Raw genomic sequence first — 24,841 nt, 5'->3', positions numbered from 1 at the left:
AAGTTTTAGAAGGATTATTTCTTCGCTTAATGACGAAAACCTTTGTACCTCTGAACCTTTGATGCTTTGAACCTTTTATTTAAAATACAATTTCAATAACTCCTGAGCTGCTGCAAAAGGGGACATTTCATCATTTTGAACTGCTTTTTTGTTTTCTTCTAATTGTAAAATAATTTCAGGCTGATTATAAAAGTTTGATTTTAATTGTTCGTTTATTGTTTCCATCAGCCAAAACTGATTTTGCTCTTTTCTTTTTTCCTGAAAAAATCCACTTTCATTTGTCATCTCAAAATAATCAGAAATCGTTTTCCATATATCTGAAATTCCATCTTTAGTAATCGCACTGCAAGTACTAACTTTTGGAGTCCATGCAGATTTTTTAGCAGGAAATAAATGTAAAGCTCTATTAAACTCTAATTTCGCCAAATTTGCTTTTTTGATGTTGTCACCATCTGCTTTGTTAATTACTATTGCGTCTGCCATTTCCATAATCCCGCGTTTAATGCCTTGAAGTTCATCGCCGGCGCCGGAAATTTTTAATAAAAGAAAAAAATCAACCATACTGTGAACGGCTGTTTCACTTTGCCCAACTCCAACTGTTTCAATAATTATTGTATCAAAACCTGCTGCTTCGCATAAAATAATTGTTTCGCGTGTTTTTCTCGCCACACCGCCCAAAGTATCACCAGAGGCACTTGGTCTAATAAAAGCATTTTCGTCTTTGACTAATTCTTCCATGCGCGTTTTGTCTCCTAAAATACTTCCGTGCGAAAGGGAACTGCTTGGATCAACTGCCAATACGGCCACTTTTTTATTCAAAGCGGTTAAAAACTTACCAAAGACTTCAATAAAAGTACTCTTTCCAACTCCCGGAACTCCCGTGATTCCAATCCTAACCGATTTGTTTGCGTGAGCTAAACAGCCGTTTACAATTTCGTTTGCCTTTGCAGCATGTTCGGGATTTGTGCTTTCGATTAAAGTAATAGCTCGGCTCAATGAAGTTCTGTTTCCTTCTAAAATGCCTTTAATCAATTCTTGAGAAGAAGGTTGTTTTCTGCGCTTGTTTTTAATTTGATTAATAGCTGCAATATTGGTGATTTCGGGAGACGAAATTCCAGGTTTTTCTTGTAAACTGCTTGATTGTTTTTTTGAAGTCGGCAAAATGTACTTTTTGGTATTGTAAAAGTACAGAAAACAAAAACAGTTTCAAAAAGTTAGTTTGCCGCGAATTACACGAATTTCCACTAATTTGTTATGCACAAAACGGACATTAATAAAAAATAATTGTTGGAAATTTGTGTAATTCTTGGCTAACAAAAGTCTTAGTAGCCAGCCGTAAAACGAACTTGATGATGCTTTGGATTTTCTGTTTCATCAGCAATAACCACTGCTAAATCTTCAACAGATAAAATGCTTCTTTGCTCATCATTAAAAACTGGATTTTCAAGTCCTAAACGATATTTTCCTGTTCTTCCTGTCGTAGTTCCGGCGTGCATTTCAAAAGCAGGACTAAAGAATGCCCAGTCTAAATCTTTTTCTTCTTTAATAATATTTAAATAATGTCTTGCAGCATTGGCACCAGGATAGATTTCTTTAGGAAAATCTGGAGTGTCAACAGCTTGTAAGTCTGGAGCAACAAATAAACTTCCTGCACCGCCAATTGTGATAAAACGTTTAACACCCGATTTTTTAACCGCTTCCTGTATCGCTTTAGAACCTGCAAGAAAATTATCATATATGTTCGGGTTTGTCCAGCCAGGATTATATGCATTAATTACAGTGTCGTGACCTTTTAGAATTTCTGCCAAAGCCTCAGTATTAAAAATATCTGCAGCAACCCACGCTGCGTTTGTACTGTCTTTTGGAGTTCTTGCAATAGCAGTTATTTCATGCTTTCTGTCTGCTAATTCGTTTAAGATGGCTGAGCCAACAAATCCTGTTGCTCCAATAATTGCGATTTTCATAATATATAAATTTATTTAGTAATAAAAAATGTTACAGTTTTGGTTAAAAAAATAGTTTAGAACTGATTCGAAAAATCTTCTAAAGAAATTCCTTCCAGCTGTGCGCTGACTTTTTGATTCATTTCACTGTACAAAGCGTCTAGATTCTGATTGATTTTTTTTCCTACCGGACAATCTGGATTCGGCTGGTTTTTAGCGTACCCCAAACCTATTGTTTCAAAAGTCATTTCAAAAATTTCTTTTAAAGTCAGTTTAGAAGAATCAACCGCTAGCTTTGTACCTCCATTTTTACCTTCTTTACTTTCTACAATATGATTTGCTTTTAGGTTGGCAATCTCTTTTCTCACCAAAACAGGATTCAGATTGATACTTCCCGCAATAAATTCAGAAGACAAAAAGTCATTAGGGAATTTAGTGAGTAGCGTTAGAATGTGAATCGTTATGGCAAACTTACCTGAAATCATACTGTAATAAAATATGTTACAAATATAAGATGTTTTATTGGTTAAAAAATAATTTTAACTAAAAATTAAACTTCTCCGTTGTTTTATAAAACCTTATTTTTGTGATGATTCTAAGCTATGAACAATTTTATTCTAATATTCTTCTTCTTGTTTTTGGGTTTACTTTTGCAAAGAGTAAAACGTTTTCCGACCCATATCTATAAGGTTTTAAATAAAATTGTCATTTATTTTTGCCTTCCTGCCATTACCTTATATCATATTCCGAAAATAAAATGGAGTAACGATTTATTGTTTCCGATAGGAGCGGGGTGGATTACTTTTGTTCTTGCTTTTTTCTTTTTTCATTTTCTCGGAAAACGATTGGGCTGGTCTAAAAAACTTACAGGCTGTTTAATTCTTACGGCAGGATTGAGTAATTCTTCCTTTCTTGGTTATCCAATTATCGAAGCTTTGTTTGGAAAACGAGGTTTAGAAACTGCAGTTTTGGTAGATCAGCCGGGAACATTTGTTGTTGTTTCTACATTGGGAGTTTTTGTAGCGGCTTTTTATTCAAAAGGAACTCCGGATACTTTTGGAATTATAAAAAAAATAATACTATTTCCTCCGTTTCTAACTTTTATAACTGCTTGTCTGTTAAATATTTTTGAATATAATTTGAATGATAGTCTTCAATCTGTTTTATTAAAAATCGGTAGTTTGGTTACGCCTCTAGCTTTATTGTCCGTAGGATTACAACTTACTTTTGACAGGAAAAGCCAGCATTGGAAGTTTTTGAAACTTGGACTTTTTTATCGTTTGATTTTTGCACCGCTTATAATTTTTGTTTTATATGTTTTTGTATTTAAACAGAATTCTGAAGAAATTAAAATTACCATTATGGAAATGGCAATGGCGCCAATGATCACAGGGGCAATTTTAGCTTCTACTTACGGATTAAAACCTAAATTAAGCAGTATGATGATTGGGTTTGGAATACCAATTTCTTTTGTAACGCTGGCTGTTTGGTATTTTGTATTGAGCTTTATTTAATTGTAATTACTAATTATATAGGTAAAGTAGAACTTTAACAATATTTTAAATATTGATTGTTTTCTCGTTGCATTTTTTAGTTAATTTTAGAGGAACTAAAAACTATAAATTATGTCAACATTAAGATTAGGCGATATAGCTCCAGATTTTCAGGCAGAAACAACACAAGGACCAATTAATTTCCACGAATGGTTGGGAGATTCTTGGGGTGTTTTATTCTCACATCCGGCAGATTTTACTCCTGTTTGTACAACAGAATTGGGAACTGTTGCGAACTATGTTCCGGAATTTGTCAAAAGAAATACTAAGGTTATCGCACTGAGTGTAGATGGTTTAGCTTCGCACTTAGAGTGGATTAAAGATATTAATGAAACTCAAAACACAGAAGTTAACTTCCCGATTATCGCAGATGAAGATAAAAAAATAGCTAATTTGTATGATATGCTTCACCCAAATGCGAGTGATAAGTTTACTGTACGTTCTGTTTTTGTAATTGGCGCCGATAAAAAAATCAAATTAACCCTGACTTATCCAGCTTCTACAGGAAGAAATTTTGACGAATTATTACGTGTAATAGACAGTTTACAATTGACTGCAAATTACAGTGTGGCAACTCCTGCAAACTGGAAAGACGGAGAAGATGTGGTGATTTCGCCTGCAGTTCCAGACAGTGATATTCCGGCAAAATTTCCAAAAGGGCATACACCTATAAAACCTTACCTGCGTTTGACACCGCAGCCCAATAAGTAGTTTTTTTTAAAGCTGCTAAATTTCTAAGGTGCTAAGTTGGTAAGAATTTAAGAGAATAAAACTCTTGGAAACTTTCCAACTTAGCGCCTTAGTATCTTTTGAAAAAAAGCAAAAAGCTAAATTTCTAGATTACCCAAAGAGATAAACTCTTAGTGCCTCAGAAACTCAGTATCTTAATTCCTTTAAAAAAAAACTATCTATTTGCTCTAATCAAATCAGCTATTTTTTTTCTGTCACCAACAACCCAGATAATATCATTTGGCTGTAAAAGTAAACTAGATTCAGGGTTTAAGATACGATTACCATTTCTTTCAATTCCTACTACCATTCCACCTGTTTTTCCTCTAAATTGTCCAATGCTTTTTTGTGTAAATTCTTCCTGAGAAATTTCTAACTGACGTAAAACAATTTCAGATTCTTCGATTTTTCTGGCTTCATTTTCGTTTTGAGTTAAGTATTTGGTAAATTCTGCAATCTGGGCATCAGTGCCAATTACAGAAATCTCGTCTCCAGGAAACAAGCGCTCATTTTTTGATGGAATCGGAATCGTAACTTCCCCACGTCTGATATATGCAATATTAATTCCCAGAAGTTCCCGAATTTTTAATTCTTCTAAAGTTTTTCCGGCAAGATTCGATTCTTTTCCAATATCAAAAATAGACATGTGGCCATCCCAAGGCATTAAATTTGCATATCTTCGGTCTAATTTTTTGTTTTCGCGATCGTTCAGATTTTTCAAAAAGTGACTTTCGATTTTATGATATTGATCATTTAATTTCTTAGGGAATATCTGATAGGCGGCGATAGCAATAATTAATGCTATAAAAGCGATCAAAGGAGAAAAGAAAATATTCAATAAAAAACCAACGAAAAATAATCCGAGACTCATTCTGATTAAAATCAGCATCAAAAGTGCACCTCTGTATTTACGTTCTTCCCACAAAGATTCTACTTCTTCAACCTTAACGCGTCGCAATGAAAGAGCCCATAAAAATGGCGCAATAATAACTAGAGTGATAAGTGCTGCTAAAGTGTTTCCGAATCGGGTATCTTCTACCAAAGGCGCCACAAATTTTGATGATAACAAAATGATCGCTGTGATAATTATGGTATGCAGTATAATTTGTGTTATTGAAGATCGCAATACAATCTGCCAGGTACTGACCGATTTAATCGCTTGGGCATTTACACTATATCGGTTAATGTTTTTAGCCCATTTTTTTGGCATTTTTTGTTCTAAAAACTGAGCAAAAGATTCAGAATATTTAATTAAAAACGGAGTTGTAAAAGTTGTAATCGCAGACACGGCAACAATTATTGGGTATAGAAAATCACTGGTAACTTTTAATGTCATTCCTAATGTTGCGATGATAAAAGAAAACTCTCCAATTTGCGCCAAGCTCATTCCAGTTTGAACAGATTGTTTGAGCGGTTGTCCTGATAATAAAGCTCCTATAGAAGAACTAAATGCTTTTCCGAAAATAGTTAAAAGTGTTATAATCGCTACTGGTAATGCATAGGTTACCAAAGTCTCCGGATTGATTAACATACCAACTGATACAAAGAAAACAGCACCAAATAAATCTTTTACCGGCTGAATTAAATGTTCAATTTTTTCTGCCTGAGTGGTTTCAGCAATAATAGAACCCATAATAAAAGCACCGAGAGCAGGCGAAAAACCAACATTGGCAGCAAAAATTACCATCATCAGACAAAGTGCAAGAGAAATAATCAAAAGCATTTCATCAGTCAAAAGATGTTTGGCTTTTTTTAAGATGGTTGGGATAATAAAAATTCCGCCTAAAAACCATATAATCAAAAAGAAAATTAATTTTAAAACTGATTGTAATAATTCAGTTCCCGAAACCTGATCGCTTACCGCAATTGTCGATAACAAAACCAGCATTAAAATAGCCACAATATCTTCTACAATTAGAGCGCCAAATACAATTCCAACAAACTTTTTTCCTTTTACTCCTAATTCGTCAAAAGCACGAATAATGATAGTTGTAGAAGAAATAGAAAGTGTTGCTCCGAGAAAAATACTGTCCATTTTTCCCCATCCCATCCATTGTCCCACACAATAACCAATCAGTGTCATAAAAAGGATTTGGGTAATGGCGGTTATGGAAGAAGTTCCTCCGACTTTCATTAATTTTTTAAAACTAAATTCGAGCCCCAAACTAAATAACAAAAAGATAACGCCGATTTCTGCCCATACTTCTACACTTTTCATGTCTGTAATAGAAGGAAAAAAATCAAAATGATTTCCAGCTAAAAATCCAGCGATCAAATATCCCAGCACGAGGGGCTGTTTCATTTTCTTAAATAGGAGCACGGCAATTCCGGCGGTCATCAGAATTAATCCAAGGTCGCTGATCAAAGGTTGTAAATGATGTGTAGTTTCTGCAGCGGCGTTTAATGCAAACATATAATAAGTGGTATTTTTAAGCAGCTATTTCCAGCTTATATTTTTCAGCTTTTAATTAAAAAAAGTTTTTTATAAAAAGCTTTCTATTTCAGCATGAGCTAGTTTTCAATCAAATTCAATAAAAAAAGCTATCTCGATAAAGATAGCTTTTTTTGACAAAATATTTTAGGTTTTATTTAAATTCCTGTGTAATTACTAGGAGTTATTTGCAATAATTCTGCTCTTACAGCATCAGAAACTTCTAAAGTCGCAATAAAATTATGAATTGCATTTTTATCAATCGCTTCATTTGTTCTTGTTAAACCTTTCAACGCTTCATAAGGATTAGGATACGCTTCACGACGAAGAATTGTCTGGATTGCCTCGGCTACAACCGCCCAGTTTCGCTCTAAATCTTCAGCAAATTTAGCTTCATTTAATAGAAGTTTATTCAAACCTTTCAAAGAAGCTTCAAAAGCAATGATCGTGTGTCCTATCGGGACTCCAATATTACGTAAAACAGTGCTGTCTGTTAAATCACGCTGTAATCTGGAAACAGGCAGTTTGGCTGCTAAATGTTCAAAAATAGCATTTGCGATACCTAAGTTTCCTTCAGAGTTTTCAAAGTCTATCGGATTTACTTTATGAGGCATTGCAGAGGATCCAATTTCTCCCTCTTTGATTTTTTGTTTAAAATAATCCATCGATACATACGTCCAGATATCACGATCTAGGTCGATAATGATTGTATTGATTCTTTTTAAACCGTCAAAAAAGGCAGCAAAATGGTCATAATGTTCTATTTGTGTTGTTGGAAATGAATGATGTAAACCTAAGTCAGTTTCAACAAATTTATTTCCGAATTTTTTCCAGTCAATTTGAGGATATGCTACATGATGTGCATTATAGTTTCCTGTCGCACCGCCAAATTTGGCTGCAAACGGAATGTTGAACAACAAACGCATCTGCTCTTCTAAACGCTCAACAAAAACCAGGATTTCTTTTCCTAAACGAGTAGGAGAAGCCGGCTGGCCGTGGGTACGAGCCAACATTGGAATAGCTGCCCATTCTACACTTAATTCTTTTAGTTTTGAAATTAAAGAAATTAAAGAAGGCATATAAACCTGCTCAAAAGCATCTTTTGTAGAAAGTGGAATGGCAGTATTATTAATATCCTGAGAAGTTAAACCGAAGTGAATAAACTCTTTGTATTGGGATAACCCAAGTTTTTCAAAAGCATCTTTAATAAAATATTCTACAGCTTTTACATCGTGATTTGTTACTTTCTCTGTTTCTTTGATCCAAAGAGCATCTTCAGTAGAGAAATTTTTGTAGATGCTGCGCAGGCTGTCAAACAAATTAGGGTTAACGTCTGCAAGTTGTGGTAATGGTACTTCGCATAATGCAATAAAGTATTCAACTTCAACCAATACACGGTATTTTATCAGTGCTTCTTCAGAGAAAAAAGGAGCCAGGTTTTGAGTTTTATTTCTATATCTTCCGTCAATTGGCGATATAGCGTTCAATTCGTTTAGAGTAGTCATTGTTATGTTGTTTTTTCGAAAGGTGCAAATATAACGTATTGCTAAAACTTCTGAAAATTAGTTGTAAGTTATTATAATCAATTCTGTTATTTAAATTTTGGTTTTAAGGATTTTATCTTAAAATAGTAAAATTAAAATCATTTGCTCTTTTCCAGCTCCAGTAATCTTTCTCTAAATTCTGCAACACCTGTAGAGGCAAACTGAGCAATTGTTTCTACTTTATTTCGAATATTAGGAATCGCAATTGGTTTCGGATCAATATAAAAAATCGGGGTTGTACTTGGTGTGTAAGAAATAAGTCCAGCAGCAGGATAAACTTGCAGGGAAGTTCCGATTACGGCAAAATAATCTGCAGTTTCTGTTATTTCAATAGCTTCTTCAAGCGCAGGAACTTCTTCGCCAAACCAAACAATATGAGGTCGTAATTGATGTCCGTTTTCGTCAAAACTTCCAGTAAATAGATCTTCTGTCCAGTCGAGAATTAGATTTTTATTTTGAGTGCTTCTAACTTTTAGTAATTCTCCATGCAAATGCAAAACGTTTGTACTTCCGGCACGCTCGTGTAAATCGTCTACATTTTGAGTAATAATGTATACATCAAAATCTTTTTCCAGATGAGCCAAAATCTGATGTCCTAAATTTGGCTGTACTTCCTTAAGCTGTTGTCTTCTTTTATTATAAAAGTCCAGAACCAATTCCTGGTTTTTTTGCCAGCCTTCGGGAGTTGCAACTTCCATAACATCATGTCCTTCCCATAAGCCGTCGCTGTCGCGAAACGTTTTAATGCCGCTTTCAGCACTAATTCCGGCTCCTGTCAGCACTACTAATTTCTTTTTCATTTTTTGTTGAGATTTTGATTCCTAATTCAAAGATAGTCAAAACAGAAAATTTTGAAATGAAATAGTTATTTTAGCGGTGTATTAAATTTAAACAAATTGGGAGTCGAACTTAAATTAAAGATTAAAAGAGGGATTTTAGATAATTATAGGAGAGAATTACATCTTCATCCTGATTTTATTAGTTTTGAAGATAAAGATTTAGCTGGAAAAGGAGTTACAAGATTTAAAATAAATGAAATTAAAGAATTTCGTTATGGAGTAACTTTATATCAATATGATATTGTTTTTGGACGTGAATATCAACTGTATATTAAAATTTTCAATAATGAAATATTGAAAATTAATTTTAAAAGTTATTTAGGAATAAAAAAGCATGAACATCATCAACTTTACGCTAAAATAATTAATACTCTTTGGGATTTTTGTTTTAAGCAGCAAGTAGTTTCTTTTATTAAAGATTTTGAAGCAGGTGAATCTTTTAATATTGGAGAAGTTAATATTAATCCGGAAGGAGTAATTATTTCCATTTCGAAACTTTTAAAACAAGAAAAAAAAATGATCCTTTGGAATGATGTTAGAATTAAAAAGTATACTACCTATATTTCTATTTATTCTAATGAAAATGCTATAGAATTTAATCGCGGATATTCCTATAAAGAAGATTGGAATACCTTTGTTTTGTATGAAGTAATTAATAACATACTCAGAAATAAATTATAATAATGATTGATTTAGATTACCTCGCATTCCTGGAAAATATTTTGACCGATAACCGTAAAGAAAAATTTCTCAAAGTTCTGTCAACTCGTACTAAACATTTTACGATTGCGGTAGAAGATGTTTTTCAGATGCACAATACAAGTGCGGTAATGCGCAGCTGCGAAGTTTTCGGAATTCAGGAATTGAATATTATTGAACAGCGTTATGGAAAACGTATCGATAAAGAAATTGCAATGGGAGCTCAGAAATGGGTTGACATCAATCAATTTGATTCGATTACAAATTGTGTTTCGACTTTAAAAAATCAGGGTTACCAAATTATTGCAACTACACCGCATGAAAATGACTGCCTGCTGGAAGACTTTGATATTACAAAACCAAGTGCTTTGTTTTTTGGGACAGAACGTGACGGTCTTTCGGAGGAAATATTAGAAAAGGCAGATGGTTTTCTAAAAATTCCGATGGTTGGTTTTACTGAAAGTCTAAATATTTCTGTTTCGGCAGCAATTATCATTCAAAATCTTACCAGTAGATTACGCAATTCAGATATTAACTGGCCATTATCAGAAGAAGAAATTCTGGAAAAACGATTGGCTTGGGCTAAAAATTCAATTAAAGATATAAAACGAATTGAGGCACGTTATTACGAGGAGAATCCTAGATGATTGTCCTAATAAAAAACTCCAATTAAACTCAAAAAATAAAACTGCCCCCAAAAAGTTAAAGACTAGTTGAGGGCATTTTTATTTAAGTGAAATTATCGTCCAAAAGAATCATAATTATCTTCTGCATATTTTTCGAAGCGCTTTAAAATAGCAATATTTCCTTTTTCTATCGATGTTAATTTCGCATTTACATTGCTCGAAATCGGAATATACCATTCGACCTGATCAAAAAACTGGCGTATTGTTTTTGTTTTAAAAGTAAAGCCATGTCTGGCAAAAATTGTGTTTCTGAGAATTTGTAAATCTATTTTCTTTAGATTTTTTAAATCTGATTCGGTTAATTTTTGTGTCGACGAATTAAGTGTGATAATACTCTCAGAAGCAATTCTGTATAAAGAACTAGTTTCATATTCTTCTTCTTTTTCTTCTGTTATTTCTGGTTCTTCTTCTGCTTTAATTTTTATATTTTCTATTTTTGGATTTTGATAATCTACATACATTCCTTCTTCAGGAAGCATTAAATAAGGGTTATATCTGAACTCTTTTCGAGTAAGTTGAAAACTTCTTTTACTTACTTCTTTTTTAGGGTTATTTGCTGTCCAGGTTCCCACAAGAAGAGTGTCGTTTTTTATTTCAAAATCAAAAAAGCCATCATTTTTATCATCTCCCGGTTCATTAAGGATAAAATGAATAGTATTGCCTTTTTTTGTCATTCTGCCGGTAAGCGGTCTGTTATTTCCAGCAACGATACTTCTTCCTGTAACTTCTGACGAAGTTATTTTTTTAATTGAAATATTAATTTTATTGATGTGCATTTCGGATTCTTGACCATTAGGATCCCTTTCTTCTGCAACGAAATCGCCAACCCATGAACCATAAAGTTCAGTCATTAGTTCCTGTTCTTGTAGTTTTTGTGGTTGATTTTCTAACGTTTTCTTCTCTTTTGAATTACATGAAAAAAGTGAAATGGCAAATAATAAATAAAATAGATTTTTCATTTTTTAGATTTGTTATAAATATAATACTCAATGATTAATAAATTTGGAATCCATCCCAGCCAGGCAATAATTTGATACAAATCCATTGGTGAAGGTTGAAACAAATATACAAGAACTACCTTCCATAATCGGAGAGTGACAGCGGAAAATGTTAGGGCAAAACTTCTTAACATAAATGTTTTGTGAAGTACAATATTTTTACTTTTGATGGCTAAAAAGCCTTTCAAAGTAAAATAAAACCATAAAAGTGATAAGGAGACAAAAGAGATTTGTGAATAAAAACCTCCATTGGCAAAAATACCAATAAAAAAACCTGATGGAGCACTTAAGAAGAGAACTGTAAAAACATATAGCTTACCAATATTTCTATGAATAATAGGTTGCTTCTTTAATATGACAGAATTGAACTGTGTGAATCCGGTAAACAAAACAAATATTGCAGAATAAACGTGTAAATAAAATAAGAAAATGTAAAAAGGTATTTCTGAAACTTCTGTCTGCTTTATTTGAAGAAAAGCCGCATTTTTCCTTAATGGAAGATAATGGAATGTGATTTGGGCCATCAATACAAAGAAATAACAAAAAATAAAAGTGATAATTACCGGTAAAGCAGATTTTAGATGTTGTTTCAATTTAAATAAAAATAATTACAGTTCAAAAGTAAGAATAAGATTTCAGAATATTGATTTTAAAGTTGGGGATAATGTGATTATTAAATAAAAAAAATCCCCAATTAAAAATAATTGGGGATTTAAAAGTTAGTATTTTCTACAACAGTTGAAATTGTAAACTGCCGGTCAAATCTAAATTATTATTTAACCAAAACCCATTCTCCAGAAGTGATCAAAGTTTCAGCTTTTTTAAATTTCATTTCTTCAGTTTTACCTGTTGCAACTTCCTGAACTGTTACAGTGTCATTACGGTTGATTTTTGGCATATCTCTCACAATTGTTTCAGTAACCTGACGTTGTTGTGTTTCTCCAGCTTCACGATTAATATCTTCGCTGTTTACGATTTCGTCTTTACTTAATTTAAAGTTTTCTTTTTGACGAACTTCTCTTGCTTCGTGAATTTCAGGAACGTTTTGAGCTGGTAAATCACCTTTGAATAAGAATGAAATTACTTCTTTATTAACGTTGTCTAACATTCCTCTAAACAAATTAAAAGCTTCTAATTTGTAAATAAGCAATGGGTCTTTTTGTTCGTGAACTGCTAATTGAACAGATTGTTTCAATTCGTCCATTTTACGTAAATGTTTTTTCCAGGCTTCATCAACAATAGAAAGTGTGATGTTTTTCTCGAAATCAGCAATTAACTGAGCACCTTCGCTGTCGTACGCTTTTTTCAAATCAGTAACCACATTCAAAGTTTTGATTCCGTCAGTAAAAGGAACAACGATTCTTTCAAAATGATTGTTTGGCTCTTCGTAAACTCCTCTAATAATTGGGAAAGCTTCTCTAGCGCTTCTTTCTGTTTTTTCAGTATAGAAAGCTAAAGTTTCTTTGTATATTTTTCCAGTGATTTCAATGTCTGATAATTTTGTAAAATCAGCTTCTGAAATTGGAGAAGTAGTTCCGAAATAACGGATCAAATCAAATTCAAAAGTTTTGAAATCATTTGCAGCTTTATTATTGCTTACGATTAATTCGCAAGTATCATATAACATATTGGCAATATCCAGTTTCAAACGTTCTCCAAATAAAGCGTGACGACGACGTTTGTAAACAACTTCACGTTGTGAGTTCATTACGTCATCATATTCTAATAAACGTTTACGAACACCAAAGTTGTTTTCTTCTACTTTTTTCTGAGCACGTTCGATAGATTTAGTCATCATAGAATGCTGAATCACTTCGCCTTCCTGAAGTCCCATTCTGTCCATTACTTTTGCCACTCTTTCAGAACCAAATAAACGCATTAAGTTATCTTCAAGAGAAACGTAGAATTGAGAACTTCCCGGATCTCCCTGACGTCCTGCACGACCACGTAACTGTCTGTCTACACGACGAGAATCATGGCGTTCTGTACCCACGATTGCCAAACCTCCGGCAGCTTTTACTTCTGGAGATAATTTAATATCGGTACCACGACCAGCCATATTTGTTGCAATAGTTACCACTCCGGCTTTACCTGCTTCTTCAACAATCTGTGCCTCTTGTTTGTGCATTTTAGCATTCAAAACGTTATGGGTAACGCCTCTCATTTTCAACATTCGGCTTAATAATTCTGAAATCTCTACAGAAGTTGTTCCAATAAGTACTGGTCTTCCTGCGTTTGATAATTCAGTAACATCTTCAATTACAGCGTTGAATTTTTCACGTGTAGTTTTGTATATATAATCTTCTTTGTCTTGTCTTGAAATGGCACGGTTGGTTGGAATTTCAACAACGTCCAATTTATAAATCTGCCATAACTCGCCAGCTTCAGTAACAGCTGTACCGGTCATACCTCCTAATTTGCTGTACATTCTGAAATAATTCTGTAATGTAACGGTTGCGAAAGTTTGTGTAGCAGCTTCGATTTTTACATTTTCTTTAGCTTCGATCGCCTGGTGTAATCCGTCAGAATAACGACGGCCATCCATGATACGACCTGTCTGCTCATCGACAATCATAATTTTGTTTTCCATAATAACGTATTCTACATCTTTTTCAAAAAGAGCATACGCTTTTAAAAGCTGTGTAAGGGTGTGGATACGTTCGCTTTTAACTCCAAAATCCTGAAATAATCTTTCTTTAGCTTCTGCTTCAGAATCTTTATCTAGTTTTTGTCTTTCGATAGCAGCGATTTCAGTTCCAATGTCTGGAAGTACGAAAAAGTCAGAATCGGTATCTCCAGAAAGGTATTGAATACCATTGTCTGTCAATTCAACCTGATTATTTTTTTCTTCAATGACAAAATATAAAGCTTCATCAACTTTATGCATTTCGCGATTGTTATCCTGCATGTATTGATTTTCAGTTTTTTGAAGCAATTGTTTAATTCCTTCTTCACTCAAAAATTTAATTAATGCTTTATTTTTAGGTAAACTTCTGTAAGCTCTTAACAATAAGAATCCGCCTTCTTTAGTATTTCCTTCTTTGATTAATTTTTTAGCTTCGGCTAAGAACCCATTTGCTAACTGACGCTGCTGACTTACTAAGTTTTCGATTTTTGGTTTCAACTCATTAAATTCATGACGATCTCCTTGCGGAACTGGTCCAGAAATAATAAGCGGCGTTCTTGCGTCATCAATTAATACAGAATCGACCTCATCGACAATAGCGTAGTTATGTTTTCTCTGCACTAAATCGGCTGGTGAGTGCGCCATGTTATCTCTTAAATAGTCAAATCCAAATTCATTATTGGTTCCGTAAGTGATATCTGCGTCGTATGCTTTTTTTCTTTGTTCTGTACTTGGCTGGTGATTATCGATACAATCTACAGATAAACCGTGAAATTCAAACAAAGGAGCTTTCCATGTACTATCACGTTTTGCCAAATAATCATTCACAGTCACTAAGTGCACACCGTTTCCAGTCAAAGCATTTAAGTAAAGTGGAAGCGTAGCAACAAGAGTTTTACCTTCACCAGTCTGCATTTCGGCAACTTTACCTTCGTGCAAAACCATTCCACCAATTAACTGAACATCATAATGAATCATGTCCCAGGTAATTTCTTTACCTGCAGCATTCCATTTATTTGCCCAAACTGCTTTGTCACCATCAATTGTGATGTATGATTTTGCAGCTGAGAATTCGCGGTCTTTTGGAGTTGCAGTAACTTCAATGTGAGAATTGTCTTTAAAACGACGAGCCGTTTCTTTAACAACCGAAAATGCTTCGGGAAGAATTTCTAATAAAGTTTTTTCTGAAATTTCATATGCTTCTTTTTCAAGAGCATCAATCGCATCATAAAGATCTTCTCTTTTGTCAATGTCTTCGATGTTTTCAACTTCTGCTTTAAGCGAAGCTATTTTAGCATCTTTATCTGCTCTGGCTTCTTTTATTCTTTCTTTAAAATAAACGGTTCTAGCTCTCAATTCGTCGTGAGACAAACTCATTAAGCTGGTTTCGAATGTTTTAATTTTGTTTAAGTAAGGTTGTAAAGCTTTGACATCTTTTTGTGACTTGTCACCTACAAAGACTTTAATAATACTGTTTATGAAACTCATGATCTATCGTATTTCTATTTTATGTAAATGTGTATTTTGTACCAAAAAAAAAGCCTCCTTAACGAGAGACTTTTTCTTTGGTTTATTTTTTAATATTCATCCTCATTCCAAAGATAATCTTCGTCTGTTGGATAATCAGGCCAAATTTCTTCCATTGATTCATATATCTCACCTTCATCTTCAATTGACTGAAGGTTTTCTACTACTTCTAATGGAGCACCAGCTCTAATAGCGTAGTCTATAAGTTCGTCTTTGTTAGCAGGCCATGGCGCATCACTTAAATAAGATGCTAATTCTAATGTCCAATACATCTGTTATCTGTTTAGTTTGTGCAAAAATAAATTTTTTACTGAAAAAGACAAGTAAATTTTGATTTATTTTAATAAAATTTAAGAACGTCTCTTGTTAAATTCCAAAAATGGAATATAAAATCCCAATATTTAATCCAAATGCTTTAAAATTCAAAGAATTTTTATGTGTTGGAATTTAGGATTTATAAAATTTGGAATTAGTAGAAAATTTATTTTCTAGGAATCCATTTTACTTCCTCCGCTTTTAAGTCAGAGGACAACTTCCGTGCCAAGACAAAAAGGTAGTCAGAAAGTCGGTTTAGATACATGATTGCGATTTCCGGAACGTGTTCGTTATGACTTAAATGCACTGCCAGTCGTTCTGCTCGTCTGCAGACACAACGTGCAATATGACAATATGACACTGTTTGATGACCGCCTGGCAAAACAAAATGAGTCATTTGCGGAAGGCTTTCTTCCATTGAGTCGATTTCGTTTTCTAATAATTCGATATCAGAATCGATAATACCGAGATTTTTTAATCTCAGCTCTCCATTTTTCAAAACCTCTTTTTCTTGAGGAGTTGCCAGAATAGCACCTACCGTAAAAAGACGATCTTGAATTTCTATTAAAATACTTTTATAATGCGAATCAATTTCCTGATCACGAATCAGTCCTATATAAGAGTTCAATTCATCAACAGTTCCGTAACTGTCAATTCTAATATGATCTTTTGGTACACGAGTTCCGCCAAAAAGAGCAGTTGTGCCTTTATCTCCGGTTTTGGTATATACTTTCATTTTTTTTAAGATGCTATCCCGAAGCTTCGGGACTGAGGTGCTCAGTTGTTTAGTTTTTTAGTTTTCTTTGAAACCGAGTTCGTCGTGTAGTTCGGTTAATTTTTTAACAGCTTCTTTATTGAGATTGCCGTCGGCTCCATCAGCAATATGTGCAGAAGAATGAAGCTGGTTACAGCTTAAACAAATTTGCGTTTGGCAGATAACGGTGTCGTTTTTAAAATATATAAATGCAAGTCTTGGTTCGTAACAAGCTGCTATGTTAGGGTCTTTATAGGTTTTTTTATTTCCAATGATTGTGCTTAATCTTGAAATCTGTTTCTGATTTAGTTTTTTTGTTTGAATAATCGTATTTATATATTGTCCTTTTTCATTAATAGGATTAAAAAAATGTTCGCCCGCAAAACCTATGTAGTTTACTCCGATCACAGAGTCACATTTAATATCCTTAGAATAGGATAAAGTATGATCTATTTGAATGTTGACAGTTTTATCCTTAAGCCAAAATATTTTTGTTCTGGGTGGTTTAGGTGGTATCTCAGTATAATGAACCTCTTTTTTTGAAACATTTTTACATGATGCCAAAATCAAAAACGCTAGTAAAAAATATTTTATGATTCGCATTTGATGTTTTTTAGATCAGTTTTTAATTTTAAGGCGTAAAGTTTTAAGGTACTGGTGTTATATTTTGTTTTCATTGCGATTAAACGATTAACCAAATAAACGGTTTAACTTATTTTGTCGTGTCACTTTCAATTAATCCGTCTCTTAAACGAATAACCCGATGTGCATAAGCCGCAATATCTTCTTCGTGTGTAACAAGAATTACAGTATTTCCCTGCGCATGAATGTCTCCAAAAAGTTTCATGATTTCTACAGAAGTTTTACTGTCTAGATTTCCTGTTGGTTCATCTGCCAAAATAATCGAAGGTTTGTTGACTAAAGCGCGGGCAATGGCAACACGTTGACGCTGTCCTCCAGAAAGCTGATTGGGCTGGTGATCCATTCGGTCTGCTAAGTTTACTTGTTTTAAGACTTCGGTGGCGCGCGCAATTCTGTCTGATTTTCCATAACCTGCATAAATCATTGGCAGTGCAACATTGTCAAGAGCTGTGGTTCTTGGTAAAAGATTGAAGGTCTGAAAAACAAAACCAATTTCTTTATTTCTAATTTCGGCAAGTTCGTCATCCCTCATTTGACTAACGTCTTTTCCGTTTAATACATATTGTCCAGAGGTTGGCGTGTCCAGACATCCGAGCAGATTCATTAAAGTTGATTTTCCTGAGCCCGAAGGTCCCATTAAAGCAACATATTCACCTTTATTTATTTCTAAATTAATTCCTTTTAAAACATAAACAATTTCGTTACCCAGTACAAAATTTCGTTTTATGTCAGTTATTTTAATTAATGGATTTGCCATTTGGTTCTTATAATTTGGATTTAAAAGTACAAAACACTTTTCAATAATTTGATAAGTAGAGATATATTGATTTTTGTTACATGTTTTTTGTATTTCAAATCTTCAAGTTTCAGATATAAGAAAGGAGTTAGTTTATGGTAAATGTTTTAAAAACTTAAATATCACTAAAGATTATAATTCAAAAAATAAAAAAGTTGTTATAGTATTTTTTTTGTTATTTACATAATTATCATATTTTTTAAATTTAACTGAATAATATTTATTATAAATGATAAAAAATTATTAATTATTTAGAATTATTTAAAAATTTAGCTATATTTGTTATCTAATATTAAATAATCAGAATTATGAAAAGCATAAAAATTTTAGCAGGAATCGCATTAATAGGTTTAAGTTTTACTTCATGTAAAGATGAAAAACAAGAAAATGCAAAGAAAACAATCGACTCATATGTAACCTACGTCGATTCAGTTAAGAATGTAACAGCAGACGAATTGAAAGCCAATTGGAAAGATGTCGATGCTGAGTATAATAGAAGAGCAGAAAATGCTCAATTAGCACTTGCAGATCTTAAAGATAATACTGTCGAGACAGAAAAAATAAATGCAAGTAAAACGAAATACGAAGAATTTAAAAATGAAATGACCACCGTTTTTGCCCCAAAAGTTACTCCTAAACAACAATTGCGTAATGCTTTGTTTGGTGAAGGAAAAATTGGTGACGATATGAGTTTTGCATGGGTTAATGCTCAAAATATTCATAATGTATACCAACAATTTGTTCATACAGTTGAGGATAATAAAGACAGCTATTCTCGTGAAGACTGGGATGAAATTAAATTAATGTATGAAGCTCTTGACAGCCGTAAAAATACAGTTGAAAAAGAAGGTCTTAGTTCTGAAGATAACAGAAAAATTGCAGGTTTAAAAGTAAAATTTGCTCCAATGTATACTGTAAACAGAATGGGAGCTAAATCTGAGGAAAATAAAGACGCTAAAAAATAAAAAATAAAAATTGTAAAGTTGAAGAAATGGCAATCAGAAATGGTTGTCATTTTTTTTATTTTAATATTTTGGATAATTGTTTTTAAAAAAATATTTTAGCCTATAACAAGTATCTGTATGAATTTCCTATTTAATCTCAATCCCATCATAAATCTTTTAATAATAATAGTTGTAACACTGCTGCTTTTTCGGTTATGTTATTTCTTTGAAGGATTTTCTAAATTTCCGATTTCAAATTTGGCGGCAATTCTTTCTTTAATGTTTATTGCTGTTTATATGTCTCTTAAAACTTTATATGGTATTTATCATTTTAAAAGATTAAAAGAGGATTACGGTCTGACTGAGGGAAAAATAATGTACTACAAATCAGGAAGGGGAAAAGCTTTAGGCGAAGTGGAGTTTGAGTATTTAATAAAAGATGAATTGATATCGAATAATGTTTCAGAAAATGATTTTGTTGAAATTCCGGACATAAAACCAGATACTATTATAAGATATTTAGTAATTTATGAACAACGATCACCTCAAAATAGTTTTTTATTATTTAATTATCCTATAAATGATAATGGTGCAATGAAGCAATACCAAAGGTTATTTTCTAAAGCGATACCGAAAGATGTATTTAATTAACTTCTAATTGTAAAATGTTCTTTCTCCTGCTCATATCTGAAAAATACAAAACCCCATTGAAAAGTATCAATTGTTACTTTTACTTTTGAATGTTTTTTAATGATTTCCCAAGCTTCTTCCATTTCTGGAGACCAATGTATATCATCAAATATCCACACAGAATCGTTGTTAATTGTTGGCAGTAAAAGTTCGAAATAGGCCAAAGTTGCTTTTTTAGAATGATTACCGTCAAAATATATTAGATCGTAGATTACAGTATCAAAGTTTCGGGATAGATTTTCGGAAATTAAAAAAGATTCAAATTCTGAAATTACATTTTCAACATTCTTGCAATCAAATTTATTTAGTTGATTTTTAGCGACATCTGCCGTTTGTGGACATCCTTCTAACGTAATTACTTTTGAATTTTTCTTAAGGCTTTGAGATCCTAAGGCAAGGGCAGAAGTGGCTAAACCTAAAGAAGTTCCTATCTCTAGAATATTTTCAGGTTTAAAATACTGTGTTACGCGAAATAAAAGTTCTGCTCGTTTTGGAGAAATTCCAGCTGTTTTGGCAATTTTAGAAATCTGTCTTTTATTAGATTTAAAAACTCTTGAACCTGCTCCAAAATCAGTCACTTCAATGAAATTTTTATTATCAAGAAGTGACTTTCTATAGTTTTTTAGAATTTGATATTCTGGTTTTGATTTCTTATCGTAAAAACATTTAGTCAGTAAACTAAAAACAAATGGAGAATGAACACCATGTTCATTTTTAGATTTCCAGAGAAATTTTAGATACGATTTTATTTGAAACAGCATTTTGTTAACTTTTCAGAATCAATTTTAGTTGGTTACAGATACTAATTTAATCTCAAAAATAAGTACCGAACCAGCTGGAATTCCATTTTTATTATAGCTTCCGTAGCCTAAATGTGCCGGAATTATAAGCAGACCGCTGCCGCCTTCTTTAAAATAAGGAATACCTTCTTTCCAGCCTTCAATTAAATTACTAAGCACAAAAGTTGATCCATCAGCAGTGCTTTGGTCAAAAACAGATCCAGAAATAAGAGATCCTTTGTAAGAAACGGTTACAGTTGACGAAGTTGTCGCCTGTTTTCCAGTTCCTTGTTCATTAATAATAAAATATAATCCAGTTCCAGTTGCCTGCGCTTTTGAAGTAAGATTGTTTTTGGCTAAATATTCTGTAATTTGTTTTTCATTCTCTGCAGAATAATCTTTTGGGGTAATGTTTTCAGGATTAGTTCCTCCGTCAATAGAACAAGATGTAAAAAGTGTTAGTGTAAATAACACTGCTAATAGCTTTTTCATAATTATGTGGTATTTTATTAGATTGCTAATATATGAAATTTGTTTTTTTTGTTTAATGAAGAATCTTTGGACGAAATTAACCTTCAATTTTTGCAGAAAGTTCAAACCAGCGTTCTTCTTTTTGGTCTATTTTATTGATAATGTTTTGTAATTCGCTGGCTTTTTTCTCAATGTCAGTATCTGCCACTTTTCCGTCAGAAAATAATTGTTCGATTTTAGTTTTGTCGATTTCTAAATCTTTAATTTCTCGTTCTAATTTCTGATATTCTTTCTGCTCGTTAAAAGTTAGATTTCCGGTTGGATTGTTTTGTTTCCAATCTTTCTTCTCAGCCTTATTTTCTTCTTTTTGTGCAATATCAGCACTGTCTTCATATGCTCTAAAATCAGAGTAATTTCCTGGAAAGTTTTCAATTTCGCCTTTTCCTCTGAAAATGAAAAGATGATCGACAATCTTATCCATAAAATAACGGTCGTGAGAAACTACCAATAAACATCCTGGATAATCTAAAAGGAAGCTTTCTAAAACATTCAGAGTTACAATATCCAAATCGTTTGTTGGCTCATCCAAAATCAAAAAGTTAGGATTCTGAATCAAAACGGTACATAAATACAAACGTTTTAATTCTCCTCCACTTAATTTTTCTACAAAATCATATTGTTTTTTAGCATCAAAAAGAAAACGTTCTAACAATTGGGAAGCCGAAATCATTCTGCCTTTTGCAAGCGGAATATATTCGCCATATTCTTTAATGATATCAATAACGCGCTGTCCAGGCTTCGGATTAATACCACTCTGTGTATAGTAGCCTACTTTTATGGTTTCTCCTTTTACAACGCGCCCGCTGTCAAGAGGTAAGGCTCCTGTTAGGAGATTAAGGAAAGTAGATTTTCCTGTTCCGTTTTTACCAATTATTCCGATACGTTCCCCGCGCTGAAAATCAAAACTGAAATTATCAAGAATCACGTGATCTTTAAATTTTTTAGAAATTTTGTGAAGCTCAATAATCTTGCTTCCCATACGTTCCATATTAATTTCAAGCTCGACCTTGTTTTCTTTTCTTCGGCTCTGTGCTTTTTCCTTAATTACATAAAAATCATCCTGACGTGATTTAGATTTTGTAGTTCTCGCTTTTGGCTGACGGCGCATCCATTCTAGTTCTTTTGTAAAAAGATTTTTTGCTTTGTCAACACTTGCGTTTTCAGAGGTAATTCGTTCTTCTTTTTTTTCTAAGTAATAAGAATAATTTCCTTTATATTGGTATAATTTTCCGTTGTCTAATTCGATAATTTCGTTACACACACGCTCCAGAAAGAAACGGTCGTGCGTAACCATAAACAGCGTAATATTTTCTTTGGCAAAATAGCTTTCAAGCCATTCGATCATTTCTAAATCCAAGTGATTGGTTGGCTCATCCAGAATCAATAAATCAGGACGATTGATCAGAATTATGGCCAATGAAAGACGTTTTTTTTGTCCACCCGAAAGATTTTTTACTTTAAGTTTAAAATCTTCCAGTTTTAACTTAAATAAAATTTGTTTGTATTGAGTTTCAAAATCCCACGCATTATGCTGATCCATTCCATCAAAGGCTTTTTGATAGGCTTCTTCATCATCAGGATTTTCTAATGCTTTTTCATAGGCTTCAATAACTTTCAACGTTTCGTTGTCAGAAGCAAAAATACTTTCTTCTATCGTCAGCTCTTCCTGCAGGTTGTTGTCTTGCGAAAGAAACGCCATTCTAATTCCTTTTCTTAAAACAACTTGTCCTGTATCTGGTTCATCCAAGCCATTAATAATGCTCATAATAGTTGTTTTTCCAGAACCATTTTTGGCAATAAAAGCAATTTTTTGATCTTTATTGATTCCAAATGAGATATTGTCAAATAAGGTTCTTTCCCCAAATGACTTCGATATATTTTCTACAGATAAGTAATTCACTTTGTAAGTATGAGTTATAAGTTATAAGTTAGGAATGTTTTTCAAAACATAACTTTTTGCAAAAGTAAACTTTTATCCTGCGATTTACGAATTATTTATTAAGATAGAAATTCAATAGAGAACTCAAATCAAAATAATGTATTTGCTGCGGTACATTTAAAATGGGTTTTCGAATCAAAGATTCATTGGTAATAAAATAGTGTGATCCGTCTTTTGTTGTAATTCCTTCTACTTGATGAAACGGAAGTTTAAGATTGATTTTTCGTTTATTACCTGATGTAAAATCGTTATTTTTGAAATCATATAAAAGATATAAAAATGTTTTCCCTGTTTTTGAATAACCGCAAAGAGCGATTATTTTTTTATCTTCAAGATAACATGCACCTGTAACTAAACCTTTTGTGTTTAAAGTATTTTTAAATTGTGCAATATGATTTCCGGGTAGATTTGGTAATACATAAATATTTGTTTGAGATGATTTCCATTGTTTGGTAAACAAATAAATACTGTCTTTAGAAACGACAAAAGCTTCGCAGTCAAAATTTGTTGTATTTGGTTTTTGTGCCGAAAAATTTCTTTGATCTGAATAAGAATACGAAATCCTCTCTATAATAGGATTTTCTGTTAAGAGAGATTTTTTTTCAATTTTAAGAATCTGTAAATCAGTTCTGTTTCCGCTGTTATTATTTCCAAAATCACCAATGTATAAATGTGTATCGTCCTGAGAAATTTCTTCCCAGTTATTATTTGTCAAAGTACTCAGAATTATTTTCTTTCTAATTTTTCCAAGAGAATCAAGCCCATAAAGAGTAGTGTCATGATCATCGTTATGCGTCCATAGTAGATTATCAAAAGTGATTAATCCTGAAGTTCCCTTAACAGAATCGCTTAATATTATTGAATATTCCGGCTTTATTTTTAAAGATTTATAGACACAACTTCCGTCATTAACTTCAGCTTTTGCATTATAATTTTTAGAGAGAGAATCTCTACAGCCAGAGAGCTGCCCGTAAGAAACGTTAAATAAAAATAACAAGAAGAGTATAGATTTATTTTTCTTGAAGTTATGGATTTTCATAATTCAAAATTAAGGTTTTAAGTTGTACTGCAAATTTAATTTCTACTATCTAATTCTAACGATAATTAAGGAGATAATATTTTTCAGGATATAGCCCTGCAAAGTAGGGCCAATATGTTTTAAATGTATCAAAATAGGTTATTTCTTACTTTTTGATATCTCTAGTGGATCATGAAGCACTACTTTTGCAAAAAATTTCAGAATTATTATTGATGAAAAAATAAAGCTTAATCAAAATGTTTTTGTTAAATGCTTGATTTTTAGATTTTATTTTTTCTCTCTGTATCTGTAAATCTGTTTTTTTTAATTCGTCAATTTATTTCTAACACTTATATGGGAGTTGGAAAAGCGAAGCTATGTTAAGTATAAAAATAACGCAGATTAATTTTAGTTAAGATTATGAAAATAGGTATCACTTTTAGTGCTTTTGATTTACTTCATGCAGGGCATATAAAAATGTTAGAAGAAGCTAAGTTTCAGTGTGATTATTTAATTGTGGGATTGCAAATTGATCCAACATTAGATCGTCCGGATAAAAACAGTCCAACCCAAACAGTAGTCGAAAGATACATTCAGCTTAAAGGATGCAAGTTTGTGGATGAAATCGTTCCATATTCTACTGAGCAAGATTTAGACGATATACTTCGTTCTTTTAAAATAGATGTTCGTATTCTGGGGGATGAATACAAAGATCAAAACTTTACTGGAAGGGCATATTGTGAGAATAAAGGAATAAAACTCCATTTTAATGCACGAGATCATCGTTTTTCTAGCAGCGGACTTAGGAAAGAAGTGGCGGTGAGGGAGTTGAGTAAGGTAAAGTAAGTTTTATTGATT

24 protein-coding genes are annotated in these 24,841 nt (G+C 32.7%); 7 read left to right on the top strand and 17 right to left on the bottom strand.

Features of this window, described 5'->3' with window-relative positions; genetic code table 11:
- Positions 1-75 precede the first annotated feature (75 nt).
- The 3 genes from meaB to B0A68_RS14725 all read right to left on the bottom strand — a co-directional run bounded on the left by meaB (position 76) and on the right by B0A68_RS14725 (position 2,428).
- Complete coding sequence (gene meaB, locus B0A68_RS14735; protein WP_035690200.1) at positions 76-1,161, bottom strand: methylmalonyl Co-A mutase-associated GTPase MeaB; 1,086 nt, start codon at positions 1,159-1,161, stop codon at positions 76-78.
- Between the two features lie 161 nt (positions 1,162-1,322).
- The gene (locus tag B0A68_RS14730; protein WP_035690201.1) at positions 1,323-1,964 is read right to left on the bottom strand and encodes an NAD(P)-dependent oxidoreductase; all 642 of its coding nucleotides are present in this window, start codon (positions 1,962-1,964) and stop codon (positions 1,323-1,325) included.
- A gap of 56 nt (positions 1,965-2,020) precedes the next feature.
- A complete protein-coding gene (locus B0A68_RS14725) occupies positions 2,021-2,428 on the bottom strand; it encodes an Rrf2 family transcriptional regulator (RefSeq protein ID WP_035690202.1) in 408 nt (135 codons plus the stop codon).
- Positions 2,429-2,545: 117 nt separating this feature from the next.
- Here B0A68_RS14725 and B0A68_RS14720 point away from each other — a divergent pair, with 117 nt between their 5' ends.
- Positions 2,546-3,457 (top strand): AEC family transporter, encoded by a 912-nt coding sequence (locus B0A68_RS14720; RefSeq protein ID WP_035690203.1) that lies wholly within the window; start codon positions 2,546-2,548, stop codon positions 3,455-3,457.
- Positions 3,458-3,568: 111 nt separating this feature from the next.
- Positions 3,569-4,207 carry a peroxiredoxin gene (locus B0A68_RS14715; protein ID WP_035690204.1) on the top strand — a complete coding sequence of 213 codons (639 nt, stop codon included), beginning with the start codon at positions 3,569-3,571 and terminating at the stop codon, positions 4,205-4,207.
- A gap of 193 nt (positions 4,208-4,400) precedes the next feature.
- On the opposite strand, the gene B0A68_RS14710 is transcribed toward B0A68_RS14715, so the two are convergent.
- The 3 genes from B0A68_RS14710 to B0A68_RS14700 form a co-directional block, all read right to left on the bottom strand.
- Complete coding sequence (locus B0A68_RS14710; protein ID WP_035690205.1) at positions 4,401-6,638, bottom strand: cation:proton antiporter domain-containing protein; 2,238 nt, start codon at positions 6,636-6,638, stop codon at positions 4,401-4,403.
- Between the two features lie 176 nt (positions 6,639-6,814).
- On the bottom strand, positions 6,815-8,161 hold the full coding sequence (purB, locus tag B0A68_RS14705; protein ID WP_035690206.1) for an adenylosuccinate lyase: 1,347 nt from the start codon (positions 8,159-8,161) through the stop codon (positions 6,815-6,817).
- A gap of 137 nt (positions 8,162-8,298) precedes the next feature.
- Positions 8,299-9,000, bottom strand: coding sequence for an SIR2 family NAD-dependent protein deacylase (locus tag B0A68_RS14700; RefSeq protein ID WP_035690208.1), 702 nt, complete (start codon positions 8,998-9,000; stop codon positions 8,299-8,301).
- Between the two features lie 96 nt (positions 9,001-9,096).
- On the opposite strand from B0A68_RS14700, the gene B0A68_RS14695 reads away from it, so the two are divergent.
- Positions 9,097-9,720 carry a hypothetical protein gene (locus tag B0A68_RS14695; protein ID WP_035690209.1) on the top strand — a complete coding sequence of 208 codons (624 nt, stop codon included), beginning with the start codon at positions 9,097-9,099 and terminating at the stop codon, positions 9,718-9,720.
- Positions 9,721-9,722: 2 nt separating this feature from the next.
- On the top strand, positions 9,723-10,385 hold the full coding sequence (locus B0A68_RS14690) for a TrmH family RNA methyltransferase (protein WP_035690212.1): 663 nt from the start codon (positions 9,723-9,725) through the stop codon (positions 10,383-10,385).
- 92 nt (positions 10,386-10,477) lie between these two features.
- Here B0A68_RS14690 and B0A68_RS14685 read toward each other — a convergent pair whose 3' ends face one another.
- The 7 genes from B0A68_RS14685 to B0A68_RS14655 all read right to left on the bottom strand — a co-directional run bounded on the left by B0A68_RS14685 (position 10,478) and on the right by B0A68_RS14655 (position 18,043).
- Positions 10,478-11,383, bottom strand: a complete 906-nt coding sequence (locus tag B0A68_RS14685; protein WP_035690213.1) for a YARHG domain-containing protein — start codon at positions 11,381-11,383, stop codon at positions 10,478-10,480.
- Positions 11,380-11,946 (bottom strand): DUF2306 domain-containing protein, encoded by a 567-nt coding sequence (locus B0A68_RS14680; RefSeq protein WP_084679230.1) that lies wholly within the window; start codon positions 11,944-11,946, stop codon positions 11,380-11,382. The genes B0A68_RS14685 and B0A68_RS14680 overlap by 4 nt, the downstream gene beginning before the upstream one ends.
- Positions 11,947-12,194: 248 nt before the next feature.
- Positions 12,195-15,536: a preprotein translocase subunit SecA gene (secA, locus tag B0A68_RS14675; RefSeq protein WP_035690217.1), complete on the bottom strand. Its 3,342-nt coding sequence runs from the start codon at positions 15,534-15,536 to the stop codon at positions 12,195-12,197.
- Positions 15,537-15,625: 89 nt separating this feature from the next.
- Positions 15,626-15,847 (bottom strand): DUF2795 domain-containing protein, encoded by a 222-nt coding sequence (locus tag B0A68_RS14670; RefSeq protein ID WP_007138072.1) that lies wholly within the window; start codon positions 15,845-15,847, stop codon positions 15,626-15,628.
- Between the two features lie 209 nt (positions 15,848-16,056).
- Positions 16,057-16,626, bottom strand: a complete 570-nt coding sequence (locus B0A68_RS14665) for a cob(I)yrinic acid a,c-diamide adenosyltransferase (RefSeq protein WP_035690218.1) — start codon at positions 16,624-16,626, stop codon at positions 16,057-16,059.
- 57 nt (positions 16,627-16,683) lie between these two features.
- Complete coding sequence (locus tag B0A68_RS14660) at positions 16,684-17,247, bottom strand: hypothetical protein (protein ID WP_035690220.1); 564 nt, start codon at positions 17,245-17,247, stop codon at positions 16,684-16,686.
- Positions 17,248-17,356: 109 nt separating this feature from the next.
- Positions 17,357-18,043: an ABC transporter ATP-binding protein gene (locus B0A68_RS14655; RefSeq protein WP_035690221.1), complete on the bottom strand. Its 687-nt coding sequence runs from the start codon at positions 18,041-18,043 to the stop codon at positions 17,357-17,359.
- A 347-nt stretch (positions 18,044-18,390) separates the two neighbouring features.
- On the opposite strand from B0A68_RS14655, the gene B0A68_RS14650 reads away from it, so the two are divergent.
- Complete coding sequence (locus B0A68_RS14650; RefSeq protein WP_035690223.1) at positions 18,391-19,047, top strand: DUF6565 domain-containing protein; 657 nt, start codon at positions 18,391-18,393, stop codon at positions 19,045-19,047.
- 117 nt (positions 19,048-19,164) lie between these two features.
- A complete protein-coding gene (locus tag B0A68_RS14645) occupies positions 19,165-19,677 on the top strand; it encodes a hypothetical protein (protein WP_035690224.1) in 513 nt (170 codons plus the stop codon).
- Here the strand turns inward: B0A68_RS14645 and B0A68_RS14640 are convergent.
- The 4 genes from B0A68_RS14640 to B0A68_RS14625 all read right to left on the bottom strand — a co-directional run bounded on the left by B0A68_RS14640 (position 19,674) and on the right by B0A68_RS14625 (position 24,004).
- Entirely contained in the window at positions 19,674-20,477 is an 804-nt protein-coding gene (locus B0A68_RS14640; protein WP_035690226.1) for an O-methyltransferase, read from the bottom strand. The two genes, B0A68_RS14645 and B0A68_RS14640, sit on opposite strands and share 4 nt — an antisense overlap.
- 24 nt (positions 20,478-20,501) lie before the next feature.
- Positions 20,502-20,987 (bottom strand): FKBP-type peptidyl-prolyl cis-trans isomerase, encoded by a 486-nt coding sequence (locus B0A68_RS14635; RefSeq protein WP_035690227.1) that lies wholly within the window; start codon positions 20,985-20,987, stop codon positions 20,502-20,504.
- Positions 20,988-21,063: 76 nt separating this feature from the next.
- The gene (locus B0A68_RS14630; protein ID WP_035690229.1) at positions 21,064-22,926 is read right to left on the bottom strand and encodes an ABC-F family ATP-binding cassette domain-containing protein; all 1,863 of its coding nucleotides are present in this window, start codon (positions 22,924-22,926) and stop codon (positions 21,064-21,066) included.
- Positions 22,927-23,017: 91 nt separating this feature from the next.
- The gene (locus B0A68_RS14625) at positions 23,018-24,004 is read right to left on the bottom strand and encodes a hypothetical protein (protein WP_051893011.1); all 987 of its coding nucleotides are present in this window, start codon (positions 24,002-24,004) and stop codon (positions 23,018-23,020) included.
- A gap of 399 nt (positions 24,005-24,403) precedes the next feature.
- Between B0A68_RS14625 and B0A68_RS14620 the strand changes: the two genes are divergently transcribed.
- Positions 24,404-24,829, top strand: coding sequence for an adenylyltransferase/cytidyltransferase family protein (locus tag B0A68_RS14620; RefSeq protein ID WP_035690231.1), 426 nt, complete (start codon positions 24,404-24,406; stop codon positions 24,827-24,829).
- The last annotated feature ends 12 nt before the right edge of the window (positions 24,830-24,841 follow it).

Source organism: Flavobacterium reichenbachii (assembly GCF_002217435.1).
GTDB lineage: Bacteria > Bacteroidota > Bacteroidia > Flavobacteriales > Flavobacteriaceae > Flavobacterium > Flavobacterium reichenbachii.
The sequence above is the reverse complement of the archived record's forward strand: the minus strand, read 5'-3'. Positions and strand labels throughout refer to the sequence as shown.